Consider the following 26,991-nt stretch of genomic DNA (forward strand, 5'->3'; position numbering starts at 1 on the left):
TAGAAAGACGCAGCGGCATTATGACAAGCATCTGTATCAAGAGAGGCATTTAATCGAATGCTTTTTTCATAAGTTAAAGCAGTACCGGCATCTATTTTCTCGTTTTGACAAATTGGCCAGGAACTTCTTGAGTTTTCTCTATCTCGTCAGTGCTCTCTTTTGGCTCAAATGAAAGATCAACACAACCTAGTGGTGCTGCGGGAGAAACCCTTCCAGGTTATGGGTGTATTCGTTGCCGGCAGGCCCGTCTTTCTCAGAGATAGCCTCTGTTGGAGGGGGGTCTTCTAGGCTTCCCGCCAAGGCCTAGGTTGGAAGGCGAAGACAAGACTTAGTCCTGCCCGAAGGCAACCCTGGGCAGCAGTTTCCGGGTTGGCTTGCGCTCCAGGGACAGGGCAGGCCGTTCCAAGCGCGTATCCACCAGTACCGAGGGAGAGGCCAAGTTAACGCGCTCCAGCAGACGCCGCAGCAGTTGAGCATCGATGATGTCCACCCCTTGGCGGGCTGTCGCCGTTCCGGCCACCAGGGGGGTAGGGGTGGCTGGAAGGGGGGATCCCATCTCACTGCGCTCAGGTGCAGCCAGCACCAATTCCGCCATTGCCTGGGCCAGCTCTTGACCATACACCCCATCAGGGCCAGAGGGGAGCAGATCCAGCCGTCCCCGCTGAGCAGCCAGGTGGCTCAACCCCAGTTGCACCGCCACTACCGCCGGGCCCCGATCCCCCTGCCTCAAAGTGCGCTGGCCGGCCAGAATGCTCTTCAGTTGGGCCCTGGCTGCCTCTTGGTCGCTAGCCGGCAAAAGTTGCACCAGCCCTTCCAGCTGATCTCCCTCAGAGCCAGCCTTGGCCTCGGGAAGGGGATCCTCCCGCCAAAGGCGAGTCAGGTCGTAGAGCAAGATGGCATGGGGCACAGGGCGGCTGGGCTGGTTGGGGCCGGCATGGCCAGTAGCGAGGATCTCCCCTTGGTAGACCAGCGAGGTGCTAAAGCCAGAGTCCAGCAGCACGGCTTCTCGGATCCCGGTTTTGGGCAGCAGACTGGCCAGGATGGCGGCGTTGACGTGGGTTTTGGTAACTCCGATCACCACCCGCTCCTGGTCATCTACCCCAAAGAAAGCTCTGGGGCGAAACTCAGCAGCGCTGGCAAGGCGGAACGAGTTGATCTCCGCCGGAGAGAGGGCATGGCCATCCTTAACCAGCCATAGACCGGCCACAAACAGATCCGTGACATCCGGCATCAACTGGCGGATGTTCTCCAAGTGGGTCATGGTGTCGGGATCAAAGGGCACAAAGCGGAGGCGATCCCTGCCCAGCAGCACCAGCGGCCGGCCGCGGATTGCCTGGTCATCTTCGGGACGACCGGGGATGAAGGTCTTGTGGTTGGCAGCCATCGCCGGCCCCACCATGACGTTGCTGGCGGAGTTGATCCAGGGGATGGAGAAGAAGCTGCCGTTAATGCCAGCATCGGCCTGGTAGCGCTGGACCAACGTCCTGACTTCGTAGCGCCGTTCTGCGTGCACTGTGGCTGCCCGTCCGCCGCGGATGGTGAGCACCCGCACCCCGTCAATGATCTCGTCGGTCAGAGCCAGAGGCTGCGTCACATCCAGCCAGTAGTCGAGGCTGCGGCTGAGGCTAAAGGTGCGGGCGCCAAGAATGGCCTCGGTGAGGCGAAACTGGTTAAAGCGCCGCACCTCCAGCAGGTTGGGCGATTGTCCTGTAAAGCCAGGATCCATCGTAAAAGCCATCCAGTAACCCGCCTCGGCCAGGTATTGCTTTACCCGCTCATCCCGATTGCTCTCCGGATAGGCGAAGTAGTGGATGGGGTGGCCCAGCTCCTGCTCCAGCTTGGTCTTGCAGTCGAACACTTCCCGCCGCAGACGGGCATCGTCTAGCACCCGCAGGTCAGGGGGATGGGTGACGGTGTGGGCGGCAAAGTCGATCAGCCCGCTGGCATCCATCTCCCGCATTTGATCCCAGGTGAAGTGATCCTTGCTGGTGGGCACGCCGACAAAGCCGGTTTGCACAAAGTAGGTGGCGGGGTAGTTGTACTCCTTCAAAAGGGGGTAGGCGTTCTCGTACAGGCCCAGGTAGGCGTCGTCAAAAGTGAGCAAAATGGCTTTTTCGGGCAAGGGATCCCCGTCCCGCAGGTGTTTGTACAGTTGGTCGATGTGGATGGGGGTCAACCCCGCCTGCTTAATGGCCTCAAAGTGTTGCCGCAGCTCCGCCGCCGTAGTGTCGAACCAGACCTGCTTGCGGCCAGCCACCACATCGTGATACATGATGGCGGGCACATAAGAAAGGCTGGCCAAGGGATCCAAAGCAAAGGAATCCCGCTCCAGTTGGGCCTCTAAGGAGATGGGCAAGCGCTGTTGAGCCGCTTTAGCGTGGGCGCGGGGGGCAGGGATCTCCGCTAGAGGTGGCGAGAGCCCCGGCAGGCGGCTGACCCAGTCGGGATGAGCAGTTGCCCAGGCCACCAGGGCTCCAGTCCCAAACCCCAGCAGGATCACCAGCAAGCTGAAAAAGTGGAACGACCTAAGGCGAGACTTTGCCGGCGAACGTCGAGGGGGATGGGGAAAGCTCTGTCGTGAAGTGGGTGAGGAGTATGGCTGGGATCCCCTTGCTGACCCAAAGCCTGCATGGCCTTGGGGCATCGACCCTCCCAAGCGCGTCGGCTGTCGTCGAGATGTCATGGCCTCACTCCCCACTCCCAATTGCAAAAGCTCAGCCCTTGCCGGAACGCCTTTTCCTACCCAAAGCCCACCCCCAGGACAGCAGGAAAAGGCAGCCTTCCAGGCAACGGCAAAACCAACGCCAGCCTACCACCCCATCCTCAGGTTGGGGATAGGGGAGAAATCGCCGCATGCTTTCTACAGGGATCCCTCGTTGAAATTGTTTGAACCAGAACGGCCTGGACGGGTGGCCTGAAAGAACCCAGAACCTCCCAGGAAGCCGCCCGCTACTCAAGGGTGCTTAGCAGATTGGACTCGGCAATGCTGACGATCTTGCCTCCCATTTGGGTGATCCGTTTCACTTCTTGGGAAAGGCGGCTGAAGGGCACTTTGTACTCGACAACACTTCTGCGCACACCTCCTCCCACGAGGCCGGATACCTTGATGGCGAAGATTTTATCGCTATTGGGCAGCCCTCCTTCTGAGCTGCTGGCCTGAGCAACCTCTGGTTCTGGAGCCAATGCCACCTGAGGCGCCGTGGCGACGCTCTCCCGCTCCAGGAGTAGCCGCCAGCTGCGGGGATAGGCAGGCGCCAAACGATAGACCACCTTATAGGAGCCGGATATGTGGTCATCCTCGGCCTCCACCTTCACCACAGTTCCCGCTGGAATGTCCAGCTTGGCCCCCTTAGACATAACTTTAATTCCCGGCCAATTGGTGGGCACATCCGTCAGCAGCTCAACCTCAAAGGCTTGATCCCCCAACAACAACTTGGCCATCTCAACAACTCCGTTTTGCTCAGCACTCAGTGGCGAGAGAGCCGCTCACAGCCACAGCTTTACCGTCAGACATTCTACCGCTGCCAGGTGCCCACCAGAAGCTTCCCGCTGGCATGGGTCAGCTAGAAATCGCAGGAGCCCCGCACTGTACCCGTAGGGTCAGTGTCGGGAGGAATGCGGAAGTTATGATAGAACCATGACCCAAGTCCTGACCGTCTCCTGCAAGCTCAAGGTGTCCCAGTCGCAAGCCGCAAAGTTGGATGCGACAATGGATGCCTTTGTGCAGGCGTTGAACTGGGTCAACCAAAACACACCAGAAAAAGTAGTCAACGCGGTCAAACTCCAATCCCTTTGCTACTACGAGATTCGAGCCCGGTTTGGCTTGTCCAGTAACTTGGCTCAACAGGTGTGCAGACGGGTAGCGGGTTCCCGCAAAGTGGCTAAGCAGAAAAAGCGTCCCGTCAAGGAGTTTAAGAGCGGCTTTGTTACCTACGACGCTCGCATCTTTTCGTTCCGTCAAAAAGACTGGACGGTGTCGCTGACCACGGTGGAAGGGAGAGAACGCTTTGAACTGGTCATTGGCAACTACCAGCGTGGGATGCTGGCTGGTTCCAACCCCAAATCTGCCACCCTGGTCAAGCGCAAAGATGGCTCCTACTACATCCAGATTTGCGTAGAGAAAAAGCCACCCAAGCAACAAGATACCGACAAGGTGATCGGGGTGGACTTGGGAAGGACAGATATTGCCCATACATCGGAAGGAGACAACTGGAATGGACAACAGTTGAACCGAGTCCGAGACCGCTACTCCCGGTTGAGGGCGGTACTCCAACGTAAAGCCAGTAAGGGCACCCGCAGTTCGCGGCGCAGATGCAGAGAACTGTTGCAACGGCTGTCTGGCAAGGAGAGACGCTTTCAAGTGTGGGTCAATCATCGCATCTCCAAAGCTATTGTCTCCAGGGCAAAAGCTACCAACAGCGCTATTGCTCTGGAAGACCTGACAGGGATCCGGGAAAGGGTCAATCAACAGCCACGCAGCAAGACAGAGCGTAGGCGGGCAAATAGTTGGGCGTTTTATCAACTCCGTCAATTTTTGGAGTACAAGGCTCTGCGTGCAGGGGTTGCTTTGATTCTTGTTCCGCCTGCCTACACGTCGCAGACCTGCCACCGGTGTTTGCACATCCATCCCGACCCTGCGCAATCCTATCGCAGTGGAAAGAAGTTTAAGTGCGGGCACTGTGGATGGGAAGGGGATGCGGACTTGAATGGTGCAAACGTAATTGCGCTCTTGGGGGCTGCCGTAAACCAGCCTAGAGGTTCGTGGTTGGCTTGCCAACTGCAGGGCTACCGAAAGCCCGCCCTGTACTGCGAAGCAGTCAGGGTCGGGTAGTTTACCTGACGTCCTCCCTTCAACGAATTGAGGGAGATCACTGATGTCCTCCCATTCTAGAATTGGGGTGTTGTAGATTTGTTAAGCAGCTGTAGATTTATTGCGGAGGTAGAGGGAGCGCCATGAACCTGTTGAGCTTGGCCTTGCCGGATCTGTCGGCAGCTTCGGATGGGTTAGCCGCTACCTTGCAGCCCGTAGCCCAGTTTTTTGCCGGCCTTAACTTGCCCCAACCCATTGTGCAATGGGGTCACCCCTTGATGATGGGGATCGTGGTGGTGGTGATGGGCAGCTTTGTCGGCCTGACTGGGTGGCGAGGACGGGCCTTGCGTCTGGCAGCCGCCTCCACAGCGCCAGAGGGATCCCTGCCGGAAGCGGCCCAGAAGCCTCTGCTTGACCACCGCAAATTGGCCCCCTGGATGGCCACCTTCATTGCCTTGGGCTACACTGGCGGCCTTCTTTCTCTGGTGATGCAAGGGAAGCCCCTGTTGAGCAGCCCCCATTTTTGGACGGGATCCCTGGTGTTGCTGTTGTTGGCGGTGAATGGAGCTTTGTCCCTCAGCGGCTTTGGGGGCAACCGCGCTGCTTTGCGCACCACCCATGCCTATGTGGGCAGCCTCATTCTATGTGTACTGTTTGCCCATGCCCTGCTTGGGCTCAAGCTGGGTTTGTCGTTGTGAGTGGCAGTAGGCTTCCCTCTGCCTGGGCAGGAACTAGCGATAAGGCTGCAGGGATTGCAGCAGGTGGAGCACGGTGAAAATGCCGATACCCAGCAGGACGACGGATCCCACCAGGTAGCTGCTGGCATTGGAGCGCTGCTCTTCCAAGAGGGCTTCAGGGGATTTGGGGGCAATCATAAACCTTTCCCCAGAAAGGGGTTTTCGGATCACGGGATCCCCTGCCTCAAAACGCACCTGCCCCATGGTAAACGCCATCGCATCCACCGGAATCACCCATTCCTTATAGATAAAAGCTCGGGTGGAGCGATTTTCTGTTCTCACTCCGGAAAGGTAGCGCTTGAGATTGAAGTTGAACCGGCTGGGCCCTTTTCCTGGAAAAATATGCTCATCCACAACCGACATAGCCTCTATCTCCGCACCTGTGGGATCCACCCTCACCCTTCCAGTTTCGTCTTCGATGAAAAAAGGGATCTGGCGAACCACCGAGTGAAGGGTTTCGTCTCTCGTTCTCGTCTCTCTTTCAAGGAGATATTCCCGACCTGTGCTCGGATCGTAATACACGTTGGCGTAGTGTTTTTGGGGAGAGCTTACTTCGGAAAACGGCGATTTTTGAGGATAGCCTGGAGAGCCAAGCTGCTGGGGGTAGTCGGGGTAACCAGGCTTTTTCTGGAAAGAACCGGAACCGGGGTAGCCAGGGTTGGGCTTTTGTGGAAAAGAATTAGAGTAGTCGGGATCAACCCTTTTCTGAAAAGAACCGGAGTCAGAGTAGCCCAAGCCGGGCTTTTTCCCGACCATCTCCCCCGGATAGGATTTTGCTCGGGATCCCAAGCGTAGAGCGTTCTGATATTCGCCTTCGCTGATCCGTTCGCTATACGCTACATCGCCTTGGCTATTCAAATACCTTCGATAGCATTCGATCTCGTCATACTCCCAAGAGATCTCAGACTTGTAGTAGACGCAAGGCTGTCGCGAAAGTTCCGATACCAAAGGCCGATCGCACACAACCCTGCCGTAAACTTGAGCCAAGTTTGCTCCTTTTGCCTGGGGGTTGGTCTGACCGAGATGGCGAAGCTCGGCTATCTTGAGCAACCGAGTTGCAGAGAGCTGTTGAACCAACCTTTGGGAGCGCAAATACTCAACAAACGAAAACAGAGAGGCAGGAAGACAAAGCAGACCAAGCAGCATCAGCCAGTTCATAAAGGCCTTCCTTTCCGGGGGTGGGAGTGAAGTTGGCCTCATGCTAGCAGTTACCTGTGAAACAGGATTTAAGAGAAGTTTAAGGCAATCCCGAATGCGGGCAGTTCCAAACTTTACCAAGAAGCTAGGCCTGAAGCCCCGCCCTTCCAGGACGGCTTTTGCCCTGTTAGACCTGCGATAAGATACACCCACGCTGGTCAGAGAAGCCAAACTCCTCAACGCCACTCCAGCGCAGTACCAAGCCTTGGATGACAGAGTACACCGGCCAGGTGGTGGGGCTGGATGTGGGCGACAGCAGTGGGCAAGCTGTGCCGTGTCTCCAGTTTTTGCGTCGTGCCGAAAGGAGATTGAAGCAACAGCAAAGAAGACTGAGCAGAAAGTTAGGCCCACGGCCCGCTGGCGTGAATAGGAAGGGGGTAAAACCTCAATACAGCAACTACCACAAGTAGAGGAAGCGGCTTGGCGAGGTACACTTCAACCAAATCAAAGTCTGGCGCCAGCGTAGAGACCGGGTTATTGAGCTAGCCCAGTGTGTGGGAATGTCTCACGACATTGTGGTTTATGAGGACTTGCAGGTGCAGAACTTGGTGAGAAATCACCACTTGGCCAAGTCTTTCACGCTAGCGGCGCGGAGCGCTTGGGGGAACGACTGGGGAGATAGGCACCGCCGTCGTGGAGGGGAAACCTGATACAGCTAAGTGCTGTCGCAGAACCAGGAACCAGAATCCTTGCTCTTTGGGGCGGGGGGCATGTCAATCGCGCAACACGTAGCCTACCCCGCGCACCGTCTGGATAAGGCGCTTCTCCCCTGGGCCTTCGATCTTGAGGCGCAAGTAGCGAATATAGACCTCGATGATATTGGAGTCGCCCGTGAAGTCGCAGCCCCACACATGCTCTAAGATCTGTTGGCGGGTGAGCACCTGACGGGGGTGTTCCATCAAGTAGCGCAACAGGTCGTATTCTTTGGCCGTCAGCTCCACCTGTCGCTCTCCCCGGGTTACCTCCCGCGTTACGGGATCCAGAATCAGATCCATGAACACCAACTGGCCGTCGCGGGATCGCCTTGGCTGCCGCAAATAGATCCGTATCCGAGCCAGCAGCTCCTGAATGCTGAAAGGCTTGACCACGTAGTCATCCGCCCCAGCGTCCAAGCTTGCTGCCCGATCCGCCACCTCATCTCTGGCGGTCATCAACACCACCGGCACGCGGTTGCCCGTTGAGCGCAGCTGCCGACAAATTTCCAAACCTGAGATGCCGGGCAACATCCAGTCCAACAGCACCAAGTCGGGGTTTTGGTCGCAGGCTGCCCTCAACCCGGCCATGCCATCGCTGGCTACGCTGACTCGATATCCCTCACAGGTCAGCTCCGTTTCCACAAAACGAGCCAGCTTAGCTTCATCTTCGATCACCAGAATGTGGGCAGAAGAGGGTTCAGGCTCTGGCATACGCTCTCTTGCTGAATCCAAGGAAGACGCCGAAAAACTTGCTCATTGCCCCCAAGCATATCTCAACCGTATGGATTGGCAGTCGAGATGACTGAATCCGTCCTAGCCTGCAACAGCCTTGTGGAATTGCCTGGGGTTGATATCAGCAAGTGCTTTGAGTTATTCAAAAGGCATTCATGTACCTTATCACCATGAGTATCCTCAGCCATGACCCTCTCTCCTGTTCGGCTCACCCCGCCCCTACCTCCCATTCGATGGGAAAAACTGCCGGAAGACTTTCCCTTGCCGGATGAGCCTGTGGAAAGCACCTTACAGCCCCTTTTGGCTGCTGCTCTGCGTGAGGCATTGGAACTCGCTCAGATGATCCCTGCCCAGGCTTTGATCGCCTCCAACTTTGGCCTTTGCAGCACTGTCGGGGACAAGGTGGTGGTGAAAGCCCCCGACTGGGTTTATGTGCCCGCAGTACAGCCGATTCCCGAAGGAGAGATCCGCCGCAGCTATACCCCACACTTAGAAGGGAATCCCCCGGCGATTGTGATGGAATTCATCTCCGAAACCGAGGGCGGCGAGTACTCCATCAATCCCCACTATCCCTATGGAAAATGGTATTTCTACGAGCGCATTTTGCAGGTGCCTGTCTATGTAATCTTTCATCCCAAAACCGGTGAGCTGGATGTCTACCGCCTGGAGAATGGCCGCTATACCCCTGTATCGGCGGATGAAAACCGTCGCTACTGGATCCCGGAGATTGGCTTGTTTTTGGGGGTGTGGCGGGGACAAAAAGCCGAGACCAAAGCCAACTGGTTGCGGTGGTGGACTGCCGATGGGAATTTGCTCCTATGGGGAATCGAACAGGTAGAGCAGGAGCGGCAGCGGGCCGAGGCGGCAGAGGCAGCTCTCGAACAAGCCCGTCTGGAACAGCAGCGCCTAGCCGCGAAATTGCGGGAGTTGGGCGTGGATCCCGAGGCAATAGCCGATTGAGGGCTCTCCTAGTAGGTGCGCCCGCGCCAAGAGCGGGGCCGGCTGAGGGCAGATAGGATTATCCGCAGAACGGCCAAGGGATCCGCCAGAGGCGACATCCAGAACGTCCAAGGGGGATCCTGATAGGAGCCGCGAATGCCCAGCAGTACACCTAAGCGCAGAATCAGTAAGCCTAGGTTAAGCCCCAGCAGCACCTGCTCCGTCAGGGAAAAGGGAAACCCCATCCCGGCTTTGCCCAACAGCCCTACAACCACCGGCCCAGGGATCCCTTGGGTGAGGACGAGGAGAGCTATATCCCCCCACAACTGGGCCACAGGGGTGGCATCTTTCAAATCGAGGGATCGGCCCCACTCTCGCCAAGTTTCGCCAAAAGAAGTGTACATGCGCACCTTGAGCAGGTGCCGACCGTCGTAAAAAGCTACTTTAAAGCCGGCTGCCGCAATCTGCCGCACCAAGGTGACATCGTCACAGAAGGAGGCCCGCGCCAGCGTGTAGCCGTTCATGGCTTCCAGCACCGACCGGCGCACTAGCATACATTGCCCATTGGCCATCGTCCGTTCCGGCAGGGTGGCGGTGTCTCCGGCGGCCCCATAGCGATAGATCAGGGTTACCAAAAGAGCCGGCTGCAGCCAGCCTTCCCCCCAGTGCTGCAGGATAAACTGCGGTGCCAGGGTGATCAGGTCGAGCCTTTGGGCCTGGGCAGTTTCCAGCAGGCGCTCCACCAATCCTGGCTGGGGACGGGTATCGGCATCAATGCCCAGGATCCACTCAGAGGCCGGATCCGACTGGAGAAATCCATAGTGCAAGGCCCAGGGGCGCCCCACCCATCCGCCGGGGAGGGGATCGTCGGTCAGCAGGCGAAAGCGGGGATCCCGCTTGGCCATCTGCAGCACTTTTTCGGGGGTGCCATCTTGAGAGCGGCTGTCCACCACCAGCACCTCCCGCAGGACGGAGCTCTGTTGGTGCAATCCTTCCAGGCAGGGATCGATGCGCTCGGCTTCGTTGAGGGTGGGCAACAACACGCTGACCAAGCCCGGCTGCAAAGGGATCCCCGGCTGACCGGGAGGCAGAGGGGAAGGGCGCCGCAAAGAGGGCAGCAGCCGCGCCAGCAGCACCGCCAGCATCGGCACTTGCATAACCAATAGACTCAGGGCGGCAGCATCTCCAGCCCAGGCAGGGATCCCGTTCATGCCAGTTCTAACCTGTAAGGGAAAAGTGTCCAAGAATGCTTGCAAGAGAAGCCCAGGGAGGACAAACTCATACTCATGGTGATTTAGCAATTCAAAATCAGTCTGGTTGCATCGTGCCTGTGCCCATCCCCCCTCAAACCTGCCGGGCTTTTCATGGATGTCTTCATCCAGCTCAGCCACAAGGGATCCCCTGTTACGGTTGTGAAATTGCACAGTGAAAGGCTCAACGCCGCGATTGCCCGCGAGGTACGGAAAGAGCTAAGCCAAATTCTCACCGAGAAACCGGGACATTTCTTGTTGGATCTCAGTCAGGTTAGCCTGATCGACAGCATGGGGTTGTCGGTTCTGGTTTGGGCGCATCGCCATTGCCGCACTTTAGGCTATCAACTCAAGTTCTGCAGCCTGCAGGAGCAGGTCAAGCTGCTCTTCTCCATCACCGGCTTGGATGCCATTTACGAGATCTACCCCTCTGTAGAAAAGGCACTTGAGTCTTTTCCGTAGCTCTCCCTATCGGGTCAACTGAGAACCGTCAGGGATCAGCTTCTCAACACCTGGATTAGCCTAACGGTTGAAAACCTGCTCAGGGGGAGGGGTTGCTGTTTTGGTTCTCGACCGTCTGGGGCCGGTTCACCTGGGCATAAACTTCTGCCTGTTGCCGAATCTGCTCCCGAACTTGGGGCGGGGCCAGCCGGGCTGCTTGCTCAAACAGCTCAGGCGCTTTTGCCCGTAGGTTTTCATCGGTGGCGGAGCTGAGGGCTATGGCTTTGCCCAACACGGGGGTGAAATCACTGGGATCCGCCGCAATCAACTTGTCGTAGAGGACTACAGCTTTCTCAGTCTGGTTGTTGCGGGCGTAGACAAAGGCCAAGCGCAAACGTACATCATTATCTTCCGGCACTTCTTCAAGATGCTTCTCCAGCAGGGCAATGGCCTCAGAGGTGCGGCCCAGGGTTAGCTGCACATCCACCAACTGCTGCAGCACCTGGCCATCTTTGGGATCCCCCTCGTAAAGGATCTGGAGCTGTTCTAATGCCCCTTCAAAATCCCCCGTATCCTGCTGGATTTCGGCCAAAAAAGCTCGCAGTTGCCGATTTTCGGGCTCCAGTTCCACCAGCTTCTTCAGCGGCTCGATTGCCCCTTGCGGCTCGTTGAGCTGCAGTTGGGTGTCGATCAACCCCCGCAGAGCAATGGGGTTATCCGGCTCCCGCTCCAGCACGACGCGATAGCCGTCTGCCTGGGCCCGCAGTTGCTCGGTTACCAGGCTGGCCTCTGGAGATTCGGAAGGCCCGAGGGCCTGGAATAGCGGGCCAAAGGAGAAGCCCAAGAAAGTTACCGTGCCCACCACCAGCAGCAAAATGTTGAGGAGCTTGCGGGCTGGGGATTCTTGGGGTTTGGACTGAGGCATAAAGGGCTCGCGCAGAAGACTCCTCTGTACTCTATCATCGGCGCCGGGGCAGGCTGCGGGGTGAGGTTACCCAATACCCAAAACTTTTGAAAACAGCATCCAAGGGGAGGGCAATGCCGTACTGAATTCAGGTAGTGCTGAATCTTTTTGCCACCCCTCACTCCCTCTTAACCATGCGGATCACCAAATTTTCGGGCTGGAGGCCCGCACCATAGCCGCAGGCTTGGTGTCGGGAGGAAAGCCCGCCTCGATATAGGTTTGCCGGCCAAAAGTCTGGATAAACTACAATAAGCCCATGAGCCAGACTATCTCTGTACGTTGCAAGCTGATAGTCCCACAAGAGTTGCGTCAAGAAATTGACCGCACTTTGCAGGGCTTTGCGAATGCTTGCAACCAGATTCTCGACACCGCCAAACAAAAGAACTGCTGGAACACCGCTAAGCTGCACCACTTGGTCTATCGACCGGTAAGAGCGGCTACGGGGCTGAAGGCTAATCACGTCTGTCAAGCGCTTCGCCGTGTGATTAGTAACGCCAAAGCGGTGAAGCAAGTCCACAAGTTTCGCCCCACCAGTCTGACTTTGGACGCTCGTACTTTTAAGTACCGAGAGTCCGACCAAGCCGTGGGCGTGACCCTGATGAGCGGGCGAGTCTGGCTCAAGCTCAAGATTGGCGGTTATCAAATCGCTTTGCTGCGGGGGCAAACGCCCACCAGCGCTACTCTGTCCAAGACCAAGCAAGGTGACTACTACATCAACATTGCGGTTGAGTTGGACACTCCCCCGACCGGCAAAACTCCAAAGGTAATCGGAGTTGACTTGGGCAGGCGGGATATCGCCACCGCTAGCAACGGACGCTCTTGGAGTGGAGAGCACATCCAGGCCGTCCGTGACCGGTTCAGTCGTGTACGCGCCAAGGTTCAATCCAAACGCACTCGCAGCTCTAGGAGGTTGCTGAGAAGGCTCTCTGGGAGAGAACGGCGCTACCAGACATGGCTGAACCACAACATCAGCAAAACCTTGGTCAGGGATGCCCAGGCTATTGGTGCGGCACTGGCTTTTGAGGACTTGACGGGCATTCGAGAGTGCCTGAATCAGAAACCTCGGAGCAAAGCCGAACGGCGCAGGACTAACAACTGGGCGTTCTACCAGCTCAGGATGTTTGTGGCCTACAAGGCTGCCATTGCTGGAGTGCCTGTGGTGTTGGTGCCGCCTGCCTACACCAGTCAGATCTGTCATAAATGCCTGCACATCCACCCTGAGCGGGGTAAGTCCTACCGCAATGGTAAGTCGTTTAAGTGTGGACACTGCGGGTGGGAAGGGGATGCTGACTATAACGCTGCTCAAGTAATCTCTCTCCTTGGGGCGACTGTAAACTCGCCTGAAATTCCGAAACTTAGCTGCCCCCTGGGGCCGCTGGGGATTGGGATAAAGCCCGCACTCTGCGCATAGCGCGGGTGTCGGGTAGTTTACCGCCGCCATTCTCAGCGCTTCCCTGCGGGGGACGGCCAACTTCGACGAGGAGAACTTTCCCTACGATGTTGTCTACACCTTGGGTCGCTACTTCGCCCAAATGGGGGCCTTGGTGCAGCAATATGGGGGAGTACTGGCCAACCAGAGCGGGCTGAGAAGTCTGGCTTTGTTTGGTCTCAAACAACCCGAGCTGGCCATACAGCAGGCGCTGCAGGCGGGGTTGGCGCTTGGGCAGTCGGTGGTGGAGTTGAACAGGTGTTTGCGGCAACTCTCCTACCCGCAGGTCAAGCTTGCCATCGGGATCCACTACGGCCCAGTCCTTTTGCTGCCCCTCGATCCCCAAGATCCGCAGCGGTTGTCCGCCTTCGGGAAGTCGGTTCAGTTTGCCACCTGGCTGGAGTCGGTTGAGGATGTTTCGCAAGGGGGGGAACAGTCTGAGGAACAGAGCTCCCGGTTGCTCATCTCGGCAGCCGTGTATCGAGCCGTGGAAGGGCAACTCCTGCAGGTGGAGCCTCTTTCGGTGAAACCTTTTCCCAACGCCAAACCCATCCGAGTCTACAGGGTGCATCCCAACCCCGTCAGCTTGCCGACTGGCGAGGAGCAAGCTCCAGAAGCAACCAAGCCCGAACCGATTGGATGGCTGGAAGCGCTCCGGGAATGGCTACAGGCTTGGTCTCGTTTTTGAGGGATCCCTTCAGGCAAAAACGCCATCCCTTTGCTGCACCTGGGCCCTCAGGTAGGGGATCCCCACCCGATGGCAGTAATCTCCAAAGCTCTCGCCAGGACGGCGCTCCTGCTTGTAGGCCTGCAGGAGAACTCTCATCAGCGGCACGATCTGGCTGATGTGCACCCGCTCCTGAAACACTTGCGCCAGGCGATCCCCCTGCGGGCTGGCTCCCAGCCAAATCTGGTAGTAGCCATCGGGGGCGGATCCCACCAATCCCAGCTCGGCCAGGTAGGGTCGGGCACAGCCGTTGGGGCAGCCGGTCATGCGTACCAAGAAGGGCGAATCTTGCAGATCCAGCTCCTGCAACAGCTGATCCAACTGGCGCACCAGCCCTGGCAAAGCTCGCTCCGACTCAGTAATGGCCAAGCCGCAAGTGGGCAGCGCCGGACAGGCCATCGACAGCCGCACCAGTTGAGGGATCTCTTCTTTGGAGAGCACCCCGTGGGATTTGAGGATCTGGTTGATGGCATCCCGCCGGCCATCCTCGATGTCAATAAAGATCACGTCCTGAGTGGGGGTCAGCCGCATGTCCAGAGAAAACGCCTCCACAATCCGGCGCAGTGCCGTCTTGAGCTGTCGCTCTGGGGTGTCCTGGATGCGGCCATTTTCGATGGAAATGCCCAAAAACCAACGGCCATCCCCCTGCTCGTGCCAGCCCAGGTAGTCGTCGCTGTTGGGAACAAACTTGGGTAGGGGGCGAAACCGGGGCAATTTTTCCCCCACATACTCCTCGACAACGCGGCGAAACTTGCGGATCCCCCAGTCTCTCACCAGATACTTCAGCCGCGCCTGCTTGCGATCGTGCCGGTTGCCGTAGTCCCGCTGCACCGCCAAAACGGCCTGGCAAACCCGATACACCGATTCCGGCGGGGCAAAGCAGAGCTTCTGGGCCAGCAAGGGCTGGGTTTCTTCCTTGCCGTGGGTACGCCCCATGCCCCCACCCACCACAATGTTGAAGCCCTTCAAGTTGCCCTTGCGATCCGTGAGCACAATCAAGCCCAAGTCCTGGGAGTACACATCTACCGTGTTTTCCCCGGCTACGGCGATGGCGGTTTTAAACTTGCGGGGCAAATAGACGGGGCCATACAGGGGTTCTGGGCCCTCTAACCTCACCCCGTTGCCGACAAACTTCTCGGCTTCCACCACTTCCTCATCCACCGGCGGGATGGGAATGGGCTCGCCATCCACCCAGATCTCGTAGTAGGCAGAGGTTTTTGGAGCCAACAGATCCGCCAGCTTGCGGGCATACTCTTGGGCATAGCGATAGGCAGGGCGATTTTTGTAGGGGGCCACCGGTGCCATCACGTTGCGGTTGACATCGCCGCAGGCGGCCAGGGTGGATCCCATCTGCTTGAGAATGCTGGCTATGGTGGCCTTGAGGTTTTTCTTGAGGATCCCGTGTAGCTGAAACGTCTGCCGCGTTGTGGCTCGCAGGGTGCCATTGCCGTACTCATCGGCCAGCCGATCCAGGGTCAAGTAAAGCTGGGGGGGCACGTGTCCCCCTGGGATGCGGGTGCGCAACATCATCGAATAGGCCCGCTCCAGCCCCTCCTGCTTTCGCTGCTGCCGCCGATCCCGGTCGTCCTGCTGGTAAGCCCCGTGAAACTTCAGCACCTGCACCGCTGCTTCGCTGAAGTGGGTGGTGTCTTGGGCCAGCTCCTGCTGAAGGGGATCCCGTAGAAAGTGGCTGTCTGCCTTGATCTGCTCCACCTTGGAGCGCTTGGCCTCGGATGGGATCATGGGGGGCATTGATAATCTCCAGTAAACCGGTCGGAATACTTGTGAATAACAGGCTATCACCTCCTTTGAAGAGCGTCCAGTTGGAAAAGTCAGCCTCCTATCCGGGTTTTGTCCCAAACCCGCAAAACTTGTCATTTGAGTCAGCTGGAGATGTCGGCGCTGCTAGCTGGCCAGGGCTAGGCGGGCACCGTACTCCTGCACCGACCACAGTTGCCAGGCACAATTCCCCTGCAGCTCCAAGACCAAGTCGTGGTAGGCCAGGAGGGTGGGGCGATGGCCGACGCTGATGTAGGTGGTGTTCAAGTGTTGCAGTTGCAGGTAGAGCAGTTTTTCGTTGGCCACATCCAGGGCGCTGGTGGCCTCGTCCAAAATGGCGTAGCGGGGCTGGGTGATCAAAATGCGGGCGAAGGCAAGGCGCTGCTGTTCCCCTAGGGAGAGGGTGCTGGCCCAATCTTTCTCCACATCAAAGCCGCCCACCCGCTCCGGCAAGTCCCCCAAGTTCACCTGGGCCAAGACTCGGATGAGATCTTCATCGGTGAGGTCTCGGCGGCGTTTGGGATAGAGCAGTTGATCCCGCAGGGATCCCAGCAGCATATAGGGTTTCTGGGGCAAAAAGAGCATCTCCTGAGTATCTGGGCGGGCGATGGATCCCTGGCCGTTGGTCCATAGGCCGGCAATGGCCCGCAACAGGGAACTTTTGCCGCTGCCGCTAACACCGACAATCAGCAGCCGCTGGCCGGCTTCCAAGGCGAAGGAGAGATCCCGCACCAGGGTTCGTTCTGAATTGGGGGTGAGCAAAGTGACGTGGTTTAGCGCCAATTGCTGGGCAATGCGAGTTTGAATGTTGCTTTCCCGAGCGCCGGTGTGGCGCAGCGCCGGATCTTCCAGAGACTCGTGAAAGGAGCCTAAGCGGTTGATCCCAGCGGCAAAACTGGAAATGCTTTGAATCTGGTTGGCCACAATGGAGAGGGCGCTCAACACCTGGCTGAAGGCAATGGTGGCTTGGGTAATGGTGCCGAAATCTCGCACGCCGCTGAAATAAAGGGGAGCCACGATGACATAGGGCACAATGCGGGTGAAATAGTTGTAGGCGTATTGGAAAATATCGATGATGGCCTGCCAGATGATCAGCAAATTAAAATTGCGCAAGGCCGCACCAAAGCGATGCAAAATCTGCCTGAGTTCTTGATCCTCTCCCTGGTAGAAGGCAATGGACTCGGCATTATCCCGCACGTGCACTAAGCTGTAGCGAAAATCGGCTTCGTAGCGCAGTTGATCGAAGTTAATTTTGATCAGCTTGCGACCAGCCAAAATGGCAATGGCGGTACCAATGGTGGCATAGACCACCAGCCCCAACGCCAACGGACGAGAAATGCCATAGAGAATGCCAGTAAAAGCATAGAGGGTGAGAATCGAGTCGAGAATGTCCAACAGGAAGGAGAGGGTGGTGCCGGTAAAGGAGCGAACATCCTCGGAAATGCGCTGGTCGGGGTTGTCGATTTCGGTGTTGGCGGCGTTGGAATCCAGCTCGTAGTAAGCCCGCTGATCGAAGTAGCGATCCAGAAAATGATCGGTCAGCCATTCTCGCCAAAACAGCCCTAGCTTGAGGCGAGTGTAGCGGTAGATCACCAAAATCGGAATAGCTGAGATAATCAGCACTCCATAAATAATCAAAAACTGCCAGAAAGTGGGCTCTTCTTTTTGCTGCAGAGCTGTGTCGATAAACCGAAAGATAAAGCTGATCATCACGTTCAGCCGGTTTACCGTCAGCGACAGAAACAGCAAAAAGGTGAGCAGCGCCCACTGCAACCAGCGCTGGCGAAGCTGCCGCCACGCCGCCCCAAAACAAAGGCTGCTCAGAGCCAAGCTGACCGAGGCCACCCACAGCACTGGCGAGGACAAGTTTCTCTCCGTTTGCGCCACCAATCCGGCTGCCACATTGGTGAAAAACTCCGGGAACAGGGCTTGACCGACCAAAGTCACCCCAATCTCCACAAAGAACATCAGGGCAACCACAAACACCATGGCCGCTGCCAGCAAGCCCAAAAAGATCCAGCCCCCATAGCGTACTCTGGGGTAAAAGTAGGGCTGGGCCACCGTGATAAACCGATCCCACAGTTTGCGGTCAAAGTTAAATTGAGAGGCTTGGGATTCCATTGTTGTGGTCGGCGGAGAGAGCAAGATCGACATCTCTCAGGCTAGCAGGCCACGGCTGCCAATCTGTGTTCAATAGGAGCAAATTCCATTGGGGGTGGAACAGGTTCGGTGTCTCTTCAACCTTGCAACCGGTTTTGCCAAGCCGATTGGGCCGCCAGCCACACCGTCTGAACCGGCACGTGAAACTCCTGGGCGCGGGCCACACAGTCGCGAAACTCCGGCTGAGCGTTGACGATGCGGCCATGGTGGCGGGCTACCTTGATGTCGACCAAGCCGTAAGGGGTTTCCACCCGCTCGATAACCCGCTCCAGTAGGGTGCGCTGCTGTTGGAAGTGGCGAATGCCCAGGGTGGTGGTCTCCCGGAAGATGAGATCTTGACACTCCGGCACCCGATCCGGCGGACAGATGACGGTAAGCAGGATCCCCGGCCGCCCCTGTTTCATGGTGATCGGCTGGGTAAACACGTCCCAGGCCCCGAGGGCCAACAACTGCTCGCAGGTGTAGGCAACCACTTGGGGGTTGAGATCGTCAATTTGGGTCTGCAACACCGATACCGTTTCCGTTAGCTCTCCCCCATCGGCTTCCCCAATCCAGAGACGAAACACGTTGGGAATGGGCAGCTCTTGGGCACCGGCCCCACGCCCCACTTTTTCCACCCGCATCGGCGGACAGGGGCCAAACTCTTCCGCCAACGCCACAGCCAAGGCTGCTCCTGTGGGGGTCACCAGCTCGGCTTCCACCCCGTTGCTGAACACCGGCACGCGGCCCATTTCCCACAACTCGATCACCGCCGGCACCGGCACGGCCAATTTGCCATGCTCTGTGCTCACCCAGCCGCCCCCAACAGGATGGGGGGATGACAACACCCGCTCCACCTGCAGCCAATCCAGGCCAATGCAAGTGCCGACAATATCCACCAAAGCATCCACTGCCCCCACTTCGTGAAAGTGCACTTTTTCCACAGGCATCTGATGGACTTTTGCTTCCGCCTGCGCCAACTTTTCAAACACCGCCAAGCTGCGGGCCTTAATGGCTGGGGAAAGCTGGGATCCCGCGATCAAAGCCTGAATCTCTGCCCAATGCCGAGCAAGGGATCCCCCACTCTGGGATCCCAGTACCTCTACCACAGCTTGCAGAGCAGGCTGCCCACACCGCTGCACCCGGCTCACCTGCAAGCCATATTCCCCCTCGATGCCCAACGCCTGGAGCTGACGGTTGAGGTACTCCAAAGGCACCCCGCAATCCAGCAGGGCTCCTAGACACATATCGCCGGCAATGCCCGCCGCACAGTCGAAGTAGGCTATTTTCATGCTGGAGAACTGGGGGTAGCCGCTGCCGCCAGAATGGACTTGGATCCCTCTTGATTGTAGGCAGCAACCGGCCTGGAAAAGGCGACGGGAAAGCAGTTAGGCTTCCCTAGAGTCAGAAGATTCAGAAGATCGAGCAGCAGATTCCCGCCACTGTTGGATGATGTTGCCCAAATTGCGCCGGAATTCTCCAATTCCCAGCAGGGATCCCGGCTCGGGATCCCAGGAAGCTGAGAACACACCGTAGCTGATGCCCAAAAAACCAAGGCCAAACAAGGTCAGCGACTCTGCCAAGGTGAAGTAGGGGGGCAGAGCGACCACATGGTTGGTCAAGAGATAGTAATTCACAAAAAAGCTGCTCAGACCTAGCCCCGAAGGGATCCCAGAAAACACCAGAATCCGCCGCACCATCCGCCGGCTGACCTCAGGGGGAATCACGGCAACAGGCTCCTTCTTGGCCGGCTTCTTCTCCACCTCAACAGAGGCGGAGGGGGAGCGACGGCGAAAGGTTTTGGACTGGCGGCTGGATTTGCCCACGAAGACAGATCTCCGATAGCGTTTTGGATGGGCTGCCTACTTTTTCACCCGGATGTTCAGCCGTTCGGCCAGCTCCCGGAAGCGGTCAGGAGAATGCTTGGCGATGTAGTTGAGCAAACGCTTGCGACGACCGATCATCATCAACAGGCCGCGGCGGGAGTTGAAATCTTTCGGGTTTCTCTGAAGGTGCTGAGAGAGCTGGTTGATGCGACTGGTGAGCAGAGCCACCTGAACCTCGGCAGAACCGGTGTCGGTGTCGTGCAGTCGATAGCTCTCAATGATCTGCTGCTTCTCTTGTTGCAATAAGGCCATAAGATCAAGGGACTGGATGCACTGCTTCAAGATAATAACATCGGCTTTTCCTCCCTCGCTATGGCCGAGGAGGGTTATGGAGAGAATGGGATATGACAACAACCTCTGGGGATCCTCCGGCACTGCCCGCTTTGCTGGAGCTGTTGAACTCACAAGACTTGGGAAATCGGCTGCGCGCTGTCAACAAAGCCAGAGAACTGCCTGGGCCAGAAGCCCTGACATTGCTGCAGCGAGCGATTCACGACGAGAATGCCCGCGTCCGTTATGCTGCCATCAGCCAGATGGGCACCCTGTCTGGCGTCGATCCGAACCTACTGTTGCCCATTTTGCAGCGCTCTTTGCGAGAGGATCCGGAGTTCGATGTGCGGGCTGCTGCCGCCGCTGCCCTGGGGGATCTCAAGCAGCCACAGGCCCTGGACGATCTCCTGGAAGCTTATCGGCGAGAAACGGAGTGGCTGGTACGGTTTAGCATCATCGCTGCCCTGGGAGAGCTGGGGAACCCTGCCGCCTTCGACACTCTGGTGGAAGCTTTGCAGGACAAGAGCGAGCTGATCACCACAGCCGCTGCCGCTGCCTTGGGCGATCTGGGGGATCCGCGGGCCATCCCCTACCTGGATCCCCTCATTGATTCCGACGACTGGCAACTGCGCTACCGCGTCTGCATTGCCCTGGCCAAGTTGGGAACAGAAGCCGCTCGCGCCGGACTGACCCGGCTGGCCCAGGATTCCCAAGAACAGGTGGCCGTACATGCCCGGGCTGCCTTGGGATCCCTGTAGTTCCCTAGCTCATGGCATTGATGATGTAGTCAAAGTAAGGGGCGGCTTCAGCGGCTGCCGCCGGCTCCAACAAGCTGAGGGCAGCTTCCTTCAAAAAGACAATCGCATCGATCATGCCGGGGATGGGTACATTGAGGGCATTGTACATTTCCCGCACCCCTATCAGGCCGATAGACTCAATCGGCTCTTTGCTGCCGGCAATAATGCCATAGGTCACCAGACGCAGGTACCAGTCGTAATCTCGCAAACATTGGTTGTAGCGCTTGTCACCGTAGGCATTGCCACCGGGTTGCACGTACTCGGGCCGCTTGGCGAATAGCTGCTTCTGGGCCTGGTCAATGATGCGCTTTTTGTTTTCTGCTAACACCTGAGCGATTTGCAAGCGCCTCTCGCCCGTGGTCATGTAATTCCTGATGGCTTCCAGTTCGCTAACTGAGAGGTAACGCAGCTGGTCATCCGCGGTCTCGATGATCTGGTTGATCACGCTCACGGTAGGGATTCTCCTGTTTTCTAACTTGCTTTCAATTCGGTTCATCAATTCGCAACCCATCCCCCCAGCCCAAGGTCGGCCCAAGAGATGAGCAGGTAGCTCGGCAAGCCAGCGCCGCCGGCTGCTCCCAGTTTAGGATAGGGCAAACCTTCCCTCAAGCACTTTGGCGTGACTCCATCTCGAGACTGGCCCTAGATCCGGCCTCGCAGCCATTGGGCCATCTCATTGCGGCGTGGGGCAGCCTCCAGACACACCTCTTCGGTAATCCGCCCCTCTTGGTAAAGCCTAAACAGGGATTGATTCATGGTACACATGCCCTCATAGGAGCCGTCGGCGATCAGCTCCTCAATTTCATCCACCGCCCCCCGCTTGATGTAGTCCCGAATGGCATCGGTGTTGCGCATGATCTCGTGGGCCGCAGCTCGCTTGCCATCGGTGGTGCGCACCAGGGTTTGAGCGATGATCGCCACCAGGGTTTCTGCCAGCTGCAGACGCATCGGCTCCTGTTCTTCCGGCTTGTAAATCCCCAGCAGACGCTCGATGGTGCGGACGGCGCTGTTGGTGTGCAGGGTTCCAAAGACCAAGTGGCCCGTCTGGCCGGCCTTCAGGGCAATATCCACTGTCTCTCGATCCCGCATCTCCCCAATCAGGATGATGTCCGGATCTTCCCGCAGAGAGGCTTTCAGGGCATTGGCAAATTCCAGGGTGTGGATCCCGACCTCCCGCTGCCGCACCATCGATTTCTTGCTCTGGTGGACAAATTCGATGGGATCCTCGATGGAAATGATGTGTTTGGGAAAGTTGGAGTTGATGTAGTCCACCATCGCCGCCAAGGTCGTGGACTTACCGGAGCCGGTGGGGCCGGTCACCAAAACCAAGCCTTTGTGCTCCTCGGCAATGCGCTTTAGCACTTCCGGTGCCCGCAACTGCTCCAGCGTCAAAATTTTCAACGGGATCAGACGCATCACCATAGCCGGGCCAAGCAGGGAAACAAAGCAGTTGACCCGACACCGCACCAAACCCTCGTACTGGATGGCAGTATCCAGTTCCAAACATTCCTCAAACTGGCGAATTTGGCTCTCCGGCAGGCTTTCCCGCAGCCAGCCATAGAACATCTCGGTGGTGGTGACCGGGTAGTTGGTCAAAAGCATTTGCCCCCGATCCCGAAAGCGAGGCACTTCCCCCACCCCCAAATGAATATCGGAGTAGCCTTTGTCATAGGCTTCCTGCACCAGTTGGCGCAGGGTCAGGCCCGCAGGAGCAGCTGGAGCCACTGGGATCCGACCGGCAGCCGTTGGGCGAGCTGGTGGCGCAAAAGGCGGGGCAGCAGGAGTGGGGACAGGTGGCGACACTGGAGGCCGAGCAGCAGCAGCCGGAGCCGGAGTGGGCGGGGGCATCTGAGGAGAAGCGGCAGAGCCCGGCACAGGCACAGGCACCTGAGGGGGAGCGACAGCCACACCAGGAGGAAGGGGCCGACCCAGAATGGGGTTGGGGGGGTTTTTGGCATTGGCAGGCCGGGATCCCATCCCTTGGGAAGCTGAACCCAGCACCGGATCCAGTTGCGTTGGGGGCTCCACCGGGGGCGTTTGAGCAGCCGGACGAGGCGGACGCTGCATGACCGGCGGAGCCGGGGGCTTCCAATCGGACTCCACGTCGGTGGGAAATTGATTTTCAGGGCTGACCTCGCTCATGACGGGCCTCGCTTCTGGCAGGGTTTGAGTCAATCTTAGGCTAGTATTCCCAGCCTGAGCAGAGGGTTAACTCAACCCAACCACCGGCAAAGCTCCGGGAAGCTCCCTAAAAATTGGACGGATGGCGAATAAGACTCAAAAACTCCTCACGGGTACGGGGATCCTCCTGAAACACCCCCACCATCGAGCTGGTGACCGTCCAGGAGCCGGCCTTTTGTACCCCCCGCATCACCATGCACATGTGGGTAGCCTCGATAACCACCCCCACCCCGTAGGGATCCAGCACCTCCATCAAGGCCTCAGCAATTTGCCGTGTCAGGCGTTCCTGAACCTGCAGGCGGCGGGAGTACATCTCGACGATACGGGCAATTTTGCTTAGGCCCACCACCTTTTGCTTGGGGATGTAGGCCACATGGGCTTTGCCGATAAAGGGCAGCAGATGGTGCTCGCACAGGCTAAACAGAGACACATCCCGCAACAGCACCATCTCGTCATGGCCCTCATCAAAGATGGCACTGTTCAGTAGCTCCTCCAAAGACTGCCGATACCCACTGGTCAAAAACTTCAAAGCCGCAACCACTCGTTGCGGGGTTTTTCGCAGCCCCTCCCGTTGGGGATCCTCCCCGATCCCCCGCAGCAGCGTCTCCACCGCCGCCACCATAGCCGGATCTGAGACATCCGAGCTACCCAATTCTTCTTCCGCAAAAGTGGCTCGATCTCGAATCACCCGAGACTTGAAATGGGCTTTGTCATCCATTCGAGATTGCGAGCCAGATCCGGGTTTCGCAAGGGTCATAGCAGGATATTCCTTGGTTAACGAAAGGCTAAGAGAACTCAGTGCAACTCAGCTCAAGGGGCATCCAGTCAAAAGCTGCGATAGCCAAGACCATCCTCAGTCAGGGGCAAGCCTAAAAGGCTCCCACCGCAGGCATGAAGGTGAGATCTTCCACCACCGCACCTGTGGGCAACCGAACAACGTAGGCAATCAAATCGGCTACCCATTCCGGCGAGAGCATTTTGGAACGGTCGAAGTTGACCCCTACCGTGCCCGTATCCCAGAGGGACGTGTCCACGGCACCAGGGCACAGGCTGGTGACCCGAATGCCATGCTGTCGTTCCTCTTCGGCCAAAGCTTGAGAAAAGCCCATTAGGCCGAACTTGCTGGCACAGTAAGCTCCCCAGTTGGGAAAAGCTCGCTTGCCCGCAATCGAGATGACGTTGACAATCGTGCCGCAGCGCTGCCGGCGCATTCCGGGAAGTACGGCTTGGGCACACAGAAAAGCTGCCGTCAAGTTCAAGTCGATCACTCGCTGCCAATCCGACAAAGGTAAGGTGGCCAAAGGGCCAACGTGGGCCATGCCCGCATTATTGACCAAGACATCGCAGACGCCAAATCGATCCAGGAGAGCCTGCAACTGCTGGGGCAGAGCTGCTAAGTCGGCCAAGTCCATGGGAAAAACCGCTGCCTTACCCCCCTGGTCTTGGATTTGGGCCTGCACCGCTAGCAGATCAGGTTGGGAGCGGGCCACCAGAGCCACCGCTATCCCTTGTCGGGCTAGGGCTAGGGCTACCGCTCTGCCGATCCCTCGACTGGCCCCTGTAATCAGAGCACGTTCGGGAAACTTTGTCTCAAAACCCATTTACAACAAGCCTCTGGCGTGCGCCACACAAGCAAGCGCCACCCAACCTGAGAAACTTCCTTAACTAAGTGTAACACTGATTTTCCATCGCTTCCCTTGGAATCAGGGTAGGGCGCAGAGACCTCAGCCTGTCCTGCTCAAGATCCGTCCGCTGGCTGTTGAACCTCGATCCGGCTAGGTGGGGTCTGGGAGTATGGTAGTGTGGTAAAAATGGTGAAAATCTTTTGCAACAACAACCGTCATGGCTGAGTCTTTGTTTTCTCCAAGCCCCACTGCCGCGCGGGAGGATCCCTCCTACATCCTTCAGCTTGAGGGCATCAGCAAGGGGTTTCCCGGCCAGCGGCAGTTGGTTTTGCGGGAAGTCGAGTTTCGCCTGCCCCAAGGAGACATCCTCAGCATTGTGGGCCCATCAGGTTGTGGGAAAACCACCTTATTGCGCACCATTGCCGGATTTGAGCAGCCGGATAGCGGGCGGATCCTGCTGGGGGGGCAGGTTGTGGCTGGGGAGGGGCAGTGGATCCCACCGGAGCGACGGGGAGTGGGGCTGGTGTTTCAGGATTTTGCCCTGTTTCCCCACTTGAACGTGTTGGCCAATGTGATGTTTGGCCTCCGACCCACTACCCCGTTTGCGTCGGCGGCAGGGGGTGGCAATCGCTCCTCCTCAACTGAGTTGCGAGCTGAGTTGCGAGGCGCTGCCCAACAGGCGCGGGAACGCGCTTACGAGGTGTTGCGGTTGGTGGGCCTGGAAGACTACACCCATCGTTATCCCCACGAGCTTTCGGGCGGGCAGCAGCAGCGGGTGGCTTTGGCGCGGGCTTTGGCCCCCAGGCCTAGCTTGATCCTGTTGGATGAGCCGCTGAGCAATTTGGATGTGCAGGTGCGCTACTACCTGCGGGAAGAAATCCGCAAAATCCTCAAGCAAACCCAGACCTCGGCCATTTTTGTCACCCACGACCAAGAGGAGGCTCTCTGCCTCTCCGACTGGGTGGCGGTGATGCGGGAAGGCCGTATTGAGCAATGGGGATCCCCGGAGGAGGTTTACCGGGAGCCGGCTACTCGCTTCGTGGCAGAGTTTATTACCCAGGCCAACTTTCTGCGCTGTGAGCGGCGGGAGTTGGGTTGGCAGGCTGAAGAGCTGCTGCACATCCCATTCCAGGCTTTGAGGGATCAGCCCGACCCCAGCTTGCGCTGCGCAGAGTTGATGGTTCGACAGGAGGAGTTGCATTTGCATCCTGATCCTCAGGGCGGCATTGTCATTCGGGATCGACAGTTTTTGGGGCGAGAGTACCGCTATTCCCTGATCACAGCAGCCGGCAAAGAATTGCACGCCCTAGCCCGGGAAGCCCTGCCTGTGGGCGCGCGGGTTCACATTGCTGTTGGGCAAGGTCGGCTGTTCCCCCTCGCTGAGGGGTCCTCCGTGGCTGAAAAAGAGCCAAATCGCGCAAAAAGTAAAAGTGTTGCCTGAGTCGGGGTTCTTTTGCACACCTTTAGCAACCCATCTTCCCCGCGACACGAAAGCCTTCGCCCCAGATAGGGCTTAGACTGGCAAGACGGTGGTTCATGCCGGCGGCTCCCTCTGGAGCGACAAACTGGGTAGGCTGTTGGTGGAGGATTCGATGCCAAGCTATGCAGGGATCCCGCATCGTGGCAGGCCCATCGGAGAACCGGATCGCCTTGGCGGAGTTCCGGGTGGGCGTGGATGCGGTCATTTTCTCCATCGACACTGAGCAGAATCGCCTCCTGGTGCTGCTGGTGCGGCGGCGGGAGGATCCCTTCCGCGGTTGCTGGGCTCTGCCGGGAACGCTGGTGCGGCGCTCAGAATCCTTGGAAGCAGCGGCTTATCGCATCTTGGCCGAGAAGATTCGTGTTAGGAACCTCTATCTGGAGCAGCTCTACACCTTTGGGGGGCCGGAACGGGATCCCCGTGAGGCCGAGGATGGCTATGGGGTGCGCTACCTGTCGGTCAGCTACTTTGCCCTGGTGCGGTTCCAGGATGCTGAATTGCTGGCAGACGGAGTGGAGGGCATTGCCTGGTATCCCGCCGACCAGATTCCCCCTTTGGCCTTTGACCACGAAGAGATTTGCCGCTATGCCCGCCGTCGCCTCTGCGCCAAGTTGGAGTACAGCCCGATTGCCTTTGACATTTTGCCCGCCACCTTCACGCTAGGGGAGGTCTATCAGCTCTACGGCACCGTTTTGGGCGAGGGGTTCTCCGACTACTCCAATTTTCGCGCCCGCCTACTGAAACTGGGTATCTTGCAAGATACCGGCCAGAAAAGTTCCCAAGGAACAGGCAGACCGGCAACCCTCTACCGTTTTGATGCGGCTGCTTTCGAGAAAATCCGTCATAAGCCGATGGTGTTTGTCTGAAGGCCGTCTGAGGGATCCCAGCTCGCCAAGGCCAAGCTGGCCGGATC

24 protein-coding genes and 2 pseudogenes are annotated in these 26,991 nt (G+C 57.9%); 11 read left to right on the top strand and 15 right to left on the bottom strand.

Features of this window, described 5'->3' with window-relative positions; translation table 11 throughout:
- A pseudogene (locus ACVWZU_RS07615) lies at window positions 1-172 on the top strand (IS5-like element ISSoc13 family transposase); the annotation flags it as partial.
- A gap of 156 nt (window positions 173-328) precedes the next feature.
- On the opposite strand, the gene ACVWZU_RS07620 reads toward ACVWZU_RS07615, so the two are convergent.
- On the bottom strand, window positions 329-2,683 hold the full coding sequence (locus ACVWZU_RS07620) for a polysaccharide deacetylase family protein (protein ID WP_457444203.1): 2,355 nt from the start codon (window positions 2,681-2,683) through the stop codon (window positions 329-331).
- A 266-nt stretch (window positions 2,684-2,949) separates the two neighbouring features.
- Complete coding sequence (locus ACVWZU_RS07625; RefSeq protein WP_457444205.1) at window positions 2,950-3,441, bottom strand: phycobilisome linker polypeptide; 492 nt, start codon at window positions 3,439-3,441, stop codon at window positions 2,950-2,952.
- Window positions 3,442-3,637: 196 nt separating this feature from the next.
- Here ACVWZU_RS07625 and ACVWZU_RS07630 point away from each other — a divergent pair, with 196 nt between their 5' ends.
- Both ACVWZU_RS07630 and ACVWZU_RS07635 read left to right on the top strand, forming a co-directional pair.
- The gene (locus ACVWZU_RS07630) at window positions 3,638-4,831 is read left to right on the top strand and encodes an RNA-guided endonuclease InsQ/TnpB family protein (RefSeq protein ID WP_457444207.1); all 1,194 of its coding nucleotides are present in this window, start codon (window positions 3,638-3,640) and stop codon (window positions 4,829-4,831) included.
- 122 nt (window positions 4,832-4,953) lie between these two features.
- Window positions 4,954-5,508, top strand: a complete 555-nt coding sequence (locus tag ACVWZU_RS07635) for a DUF4079 domain-containing protein (RefSeq protein ID WP_011431843.1) — start codon at window positions 4,954-4,956, stop codon at window positions 5,506-5,508.
- A gap of 33 nt (window positions 5,509-5,541) precedes the next feature.
- On the opposite strand, the gene ACVWZU_RS07640 is transcribed toward ACVWZU_RS07635, so the two are convergent.
- Window positions 5,542-6,534 carry an E3 ubiquitin ligase family protein gene (locus ACVWZU_RS07640; protein WP_414419504.1) on the bottom strand — a complete coding sequence of 331 codons (993 nt, stop codon included), beginning with the start codon at window positions 6,532-6,534 and terminating at the stop codon, window positions 5,542-5,544.
- Between the two features lie 710 nt (window positions 6,535-7,244).
- Between ACVWZU_RS07640 and ACVWZU_RS07645 the strand changes: the two genes are divergently transcribed.
- On the top strand, window positions 7,245-7,394 hold the full coding sequence (locus ACVWZU_RS07645; protein ID WP_187147255.1) for a hypothetical protein: 150 nt from the start codon (window positions 7,245-7,247) through the stop codon (window positions 7,392-7,394).
- Between the two features lie 63 nt (window positions 7,395-7,457).
- On the opposite strand, the gene ACVWZU_RS07650 is transcribed toward ACVWZU_RS07645, so the two are convergent.
- Window positions 7,458-8,150, bottom strand: a complete 693-nt coding sequence (locus ACVWZU_RS07650) for a response regulator transcription factor (RefSeq protein ID WP_457444210.1) — start codon at window positions 8,148-8,150, stop codon at window positions 7,458-7,460.
- Between the two features lie 207 nt (window positions 8,151-8,357).
- Here ACVWZU_RS07650 and ACVWZU_RS07655 point away from each other — a divergent pair, with 207 nt between their 5' ends.
- Window positions 8,358-9,131 (top strand): Uma2 family endonuclease, encoded by a 774-nt coding sequence (locus tag ACVWZU_RS07655; protein ID WP_414408014.1) that lies wholly within the window; start codon window positions 8,358-8,360, stop codon window positions 9,129-9,131.
- 8 nt (window positions 9,132-9,139) lie between these two features.
- Here the strand turns inward: ACVWZU_RS07655 and ACVWZU_RS07660 are convergent, their stop codons facing one another.
- A complete protein-coding gene (locus ACVWZU_RS07660; RefSeq protein WP_414341896.1) occupies window positions 9,140-10,321 on the bottom strand; it encodes a glycosyltransferase in 1,182 nt (393 codons plus the stop codon).
- Between the two features lie 153 nt (window positions 10,322-10,474).
- Between ACVWZU_RS07660 and ACVWZU_RS07665 the strand changes: the two genes are divergently transcribed.
- Window positions 10,475-10,822, top strand: a complete 348-nt coding sequence (locus ACVWZU_RS07665; RefSeq protein WP_414351151.1) for an STAS domain-containing protein — start codon at window positions 10,475-10,477, stop codon at window positions 10,820-10,822.
- A 79-nt stretch (window positions 10,823-10,901) separates the two neighbouring features.
- On the opposite strand, the gene ACVWZU_RS07670 is transcribed toward ACVWZU_RS07665, so the two are convergent.
- Entirely contained in the window at window positions 10,902-11,726 is an 825-nt protein-coding gene (locus ACVWZU_RS07670; protein ID WP_457444213.1) for a tetratricopeptide repeat protein, read from the bottom strand.
- Between the two features lie 295 nt (window positions 11,727-12,021).
- On the opposite strand from ACVWZU_RS07670, the gene ACVWZU_RS07675 reads away from it, so the two are divergent.
- Window positions 12,022-13,176 (top strand): RNA-guided endonuclease InsQ/TnpB family protein, encoded by a 1,155-nt coding sequence (locus tag ACVWZU_RS07675; RefSeq protein ID WP_457444215.1) that lies wholly within the window; start codon window positions 12,022-12,024, stop codon window positions 13,174-13,176.
- A 28-nt stretch (window positions 13,177-13,204) separates the two neighbouring features.
- Window positions 13,205-13,882: an adenylate/guanylate cyclase domain-containing protein gene (locus tag ACVWZU_RS07680; protein ID WP_457444241.1), complete on the top strand. Its 678-nt coding sequence runs from the start codon at window positions 13,205-13,207 to the stop codon at window positions 13,880-13,882.
- 9 nt (window positions 13,883-13,891) lie between these two features.
- Here the strand turns inward: ACVWZU_RS07680 and ACVWZU_RS07685 are convergent, their stop codons facing one another.
- From ACVWZU_RS07685 to rpsO, 5 genes are all read right to left on the bottom strand, one after another.
- Window positions 13,892-15,673: an NADPH-dependent assimilatory sulfite reductase hemoprotein subunit gene (locus ACVWZU_RS07685; RefSeq protein ID WP_457444216.1), complete on the bottom strand. Its 1,782-nt coding sequence runs from the start codon at window positions 15,671-15,673 to the stop codon at window positions 13,892-13,894.
- 153 nt (window positions 15,674-15,826) lie between these two features.
- Window positions 15,827-17,854, bottom strand: coding sequence for an ABC transporter ATP-binding protein/permease (locus ACVWZU_RS07690; RefSeq protein WP_457444218.1), 2,028 nt, complete (start codon window positions 17,852-17,854; stop codon window positions 15,827-15,829).
- An 83-nt stretch (window positions 17,855-17,937) separates the two neighbouring features.
- Window positions 17,938-19,131 carry a nickel pincer cofactor biosynthesis protein LarC gene (larC, locus tag ACVWZU_RS07695; RefSeq protein WP_457394796.1) on the bottom strand — a complete coding sequence of 398 codons (1,194 nt, stop codon included), beginning with the start codon at window positions 19,129-19,131 and terminating at the stop codon, window positions 17,938-17,940.
- A gap of 96 nt (window positions 19,132-19,227) precedes the next feature.
- Window positions 19,228-19,665, bottom strand: a complete 438-nt coding sequence (locus ACVWZU_RS07700) for a photosystem II biosynthesis protein (RefSeq protein WP_414329551.1) — start codon at window positions 19,663-19,665, stop codon at window positions 19,228-19,230.
- Window positions 19,666-19,701: 36 nt separating this feature from the next.
- Window positions 19,702-19,977, bottom strand: coding sequence for a 30S ribosomal protein S15 (rpsO, locus tag ACVWZU_RS07705; protein WP_011431855.1), 276 nt, complete (start codon window positions 19,975-19,977; stop codon window positions 19,702-19,704).
- 92 nt (window positions 19,978-20,069) lie between these two features.
- Here rpsO and ACVWZU_RS07710 point away from each other — a divergent pair, with 92 nt between their 5' ends.
- Window positions 20,070-20,753 (top strand): HEAT repeat domain-containing protein, encoded by a 684-nt coding sequence (locus ACVWZU_RS07710; protein WP_414341875.1) that lies wholly within the window; start codon window positions 20,070-20,072, stop codon window positions 20,751-20,753.
- Between the two features lie 4 nt (window positions 20,754-20,757).
- Here ACVWZU_RS07710 and apcD read toward each other — a convergent pair whose 3' ends face one another.
- The 4 genes and pseudogenes from apcD to ACVWZU_RS07730 all read right to left on the bottom strand — a co-directional run bounded on the left by apcD (window position 20,758) and on the right by ACVWZU_RS07730 (window position 24,574).
- Window positions 20,758-21,243 (bottom strand): allophycocyanin subunit alpha-B, encoded by a 486-nt coding sequence (gene apcD / locus ACVWZU_RS07715; protein ID WP_457444220.1) that lies wholly within the window; start codon window positions 21,241-21,243, stop codon window positions 20,758-20,760.
- Between the two features lie 191 nt (window positions 21,244-21,434).
- On the bottom strand, window positions 21,435-22,769 hold the full coding sequence (locus ACVWZU_RS07720) for a type IV pilus twitching motility protein PilT (RefSeq protein ID WP_457444243.1): 1,335 nt from the start codon (window positions 22,767-22,769) through the stop codon (window positions 21,435-21,437).
- 271 nt (window positions 22,770-23,040) lie between these two features.
- A pseudogene (gene folE / locus ACVWZU_RS07725) lies at window positions 23,041-23,610 on the bottom strand (GTP cyclohydrolase I FolE); the annotation flags it as partial.
- Window positions 23,611-23,842: 232 nt separating this feature from the next.
- Window positions 23,843-24,574 carry an SDR family oxidoreductase gene (locus ACVWZU_RS07730; protein ID WP_457444222.1) on the bottom strand — a complete coding sequence of 244 codons (732 nt, stop codon included), beginning with the start codon at window positions 24,572-24,574 and terminating at the stop codon, window positions 23,843-23,845.
- Between the two features lie 241 nt (window positions 24,575-24,815).
- On the opposite strand from ACVWZU_RS07730, the gene ACVWZU_RS07735 reads away from it, so the two are divergent.
- On the top strand, window positions 24,816-26,039 hold the full coding sequence (locus ACVWZU_RS07735) for an ABC transporter ATP-binding protein (RefSeq protein ID WP_457444224.1): 1,224 nt from the start codon (window positions 24,816-24,818) through the stop codon (window positions 26,037-26,039).
- A 161-nt stretch (window positions 26,040-26,200) separates the two neighbouring features.
- Window positions 26,201-26,944: an NUDIX hydrolase gene (locus ACVWZU_RS07740; protein ID WP_457393248.1), complete on the top strand. Its 744-nt coding sequence runs from the start codon at window positions 26,201-26,203 to the stop codon at window positions 26,942-26,944.
- Window positions 26,945-26,991 lie beyond the last annotated feature (47 nt).

This window comes from Thermostichus sp. MS-CIW-26 (genome assembly GCF_054059115.1).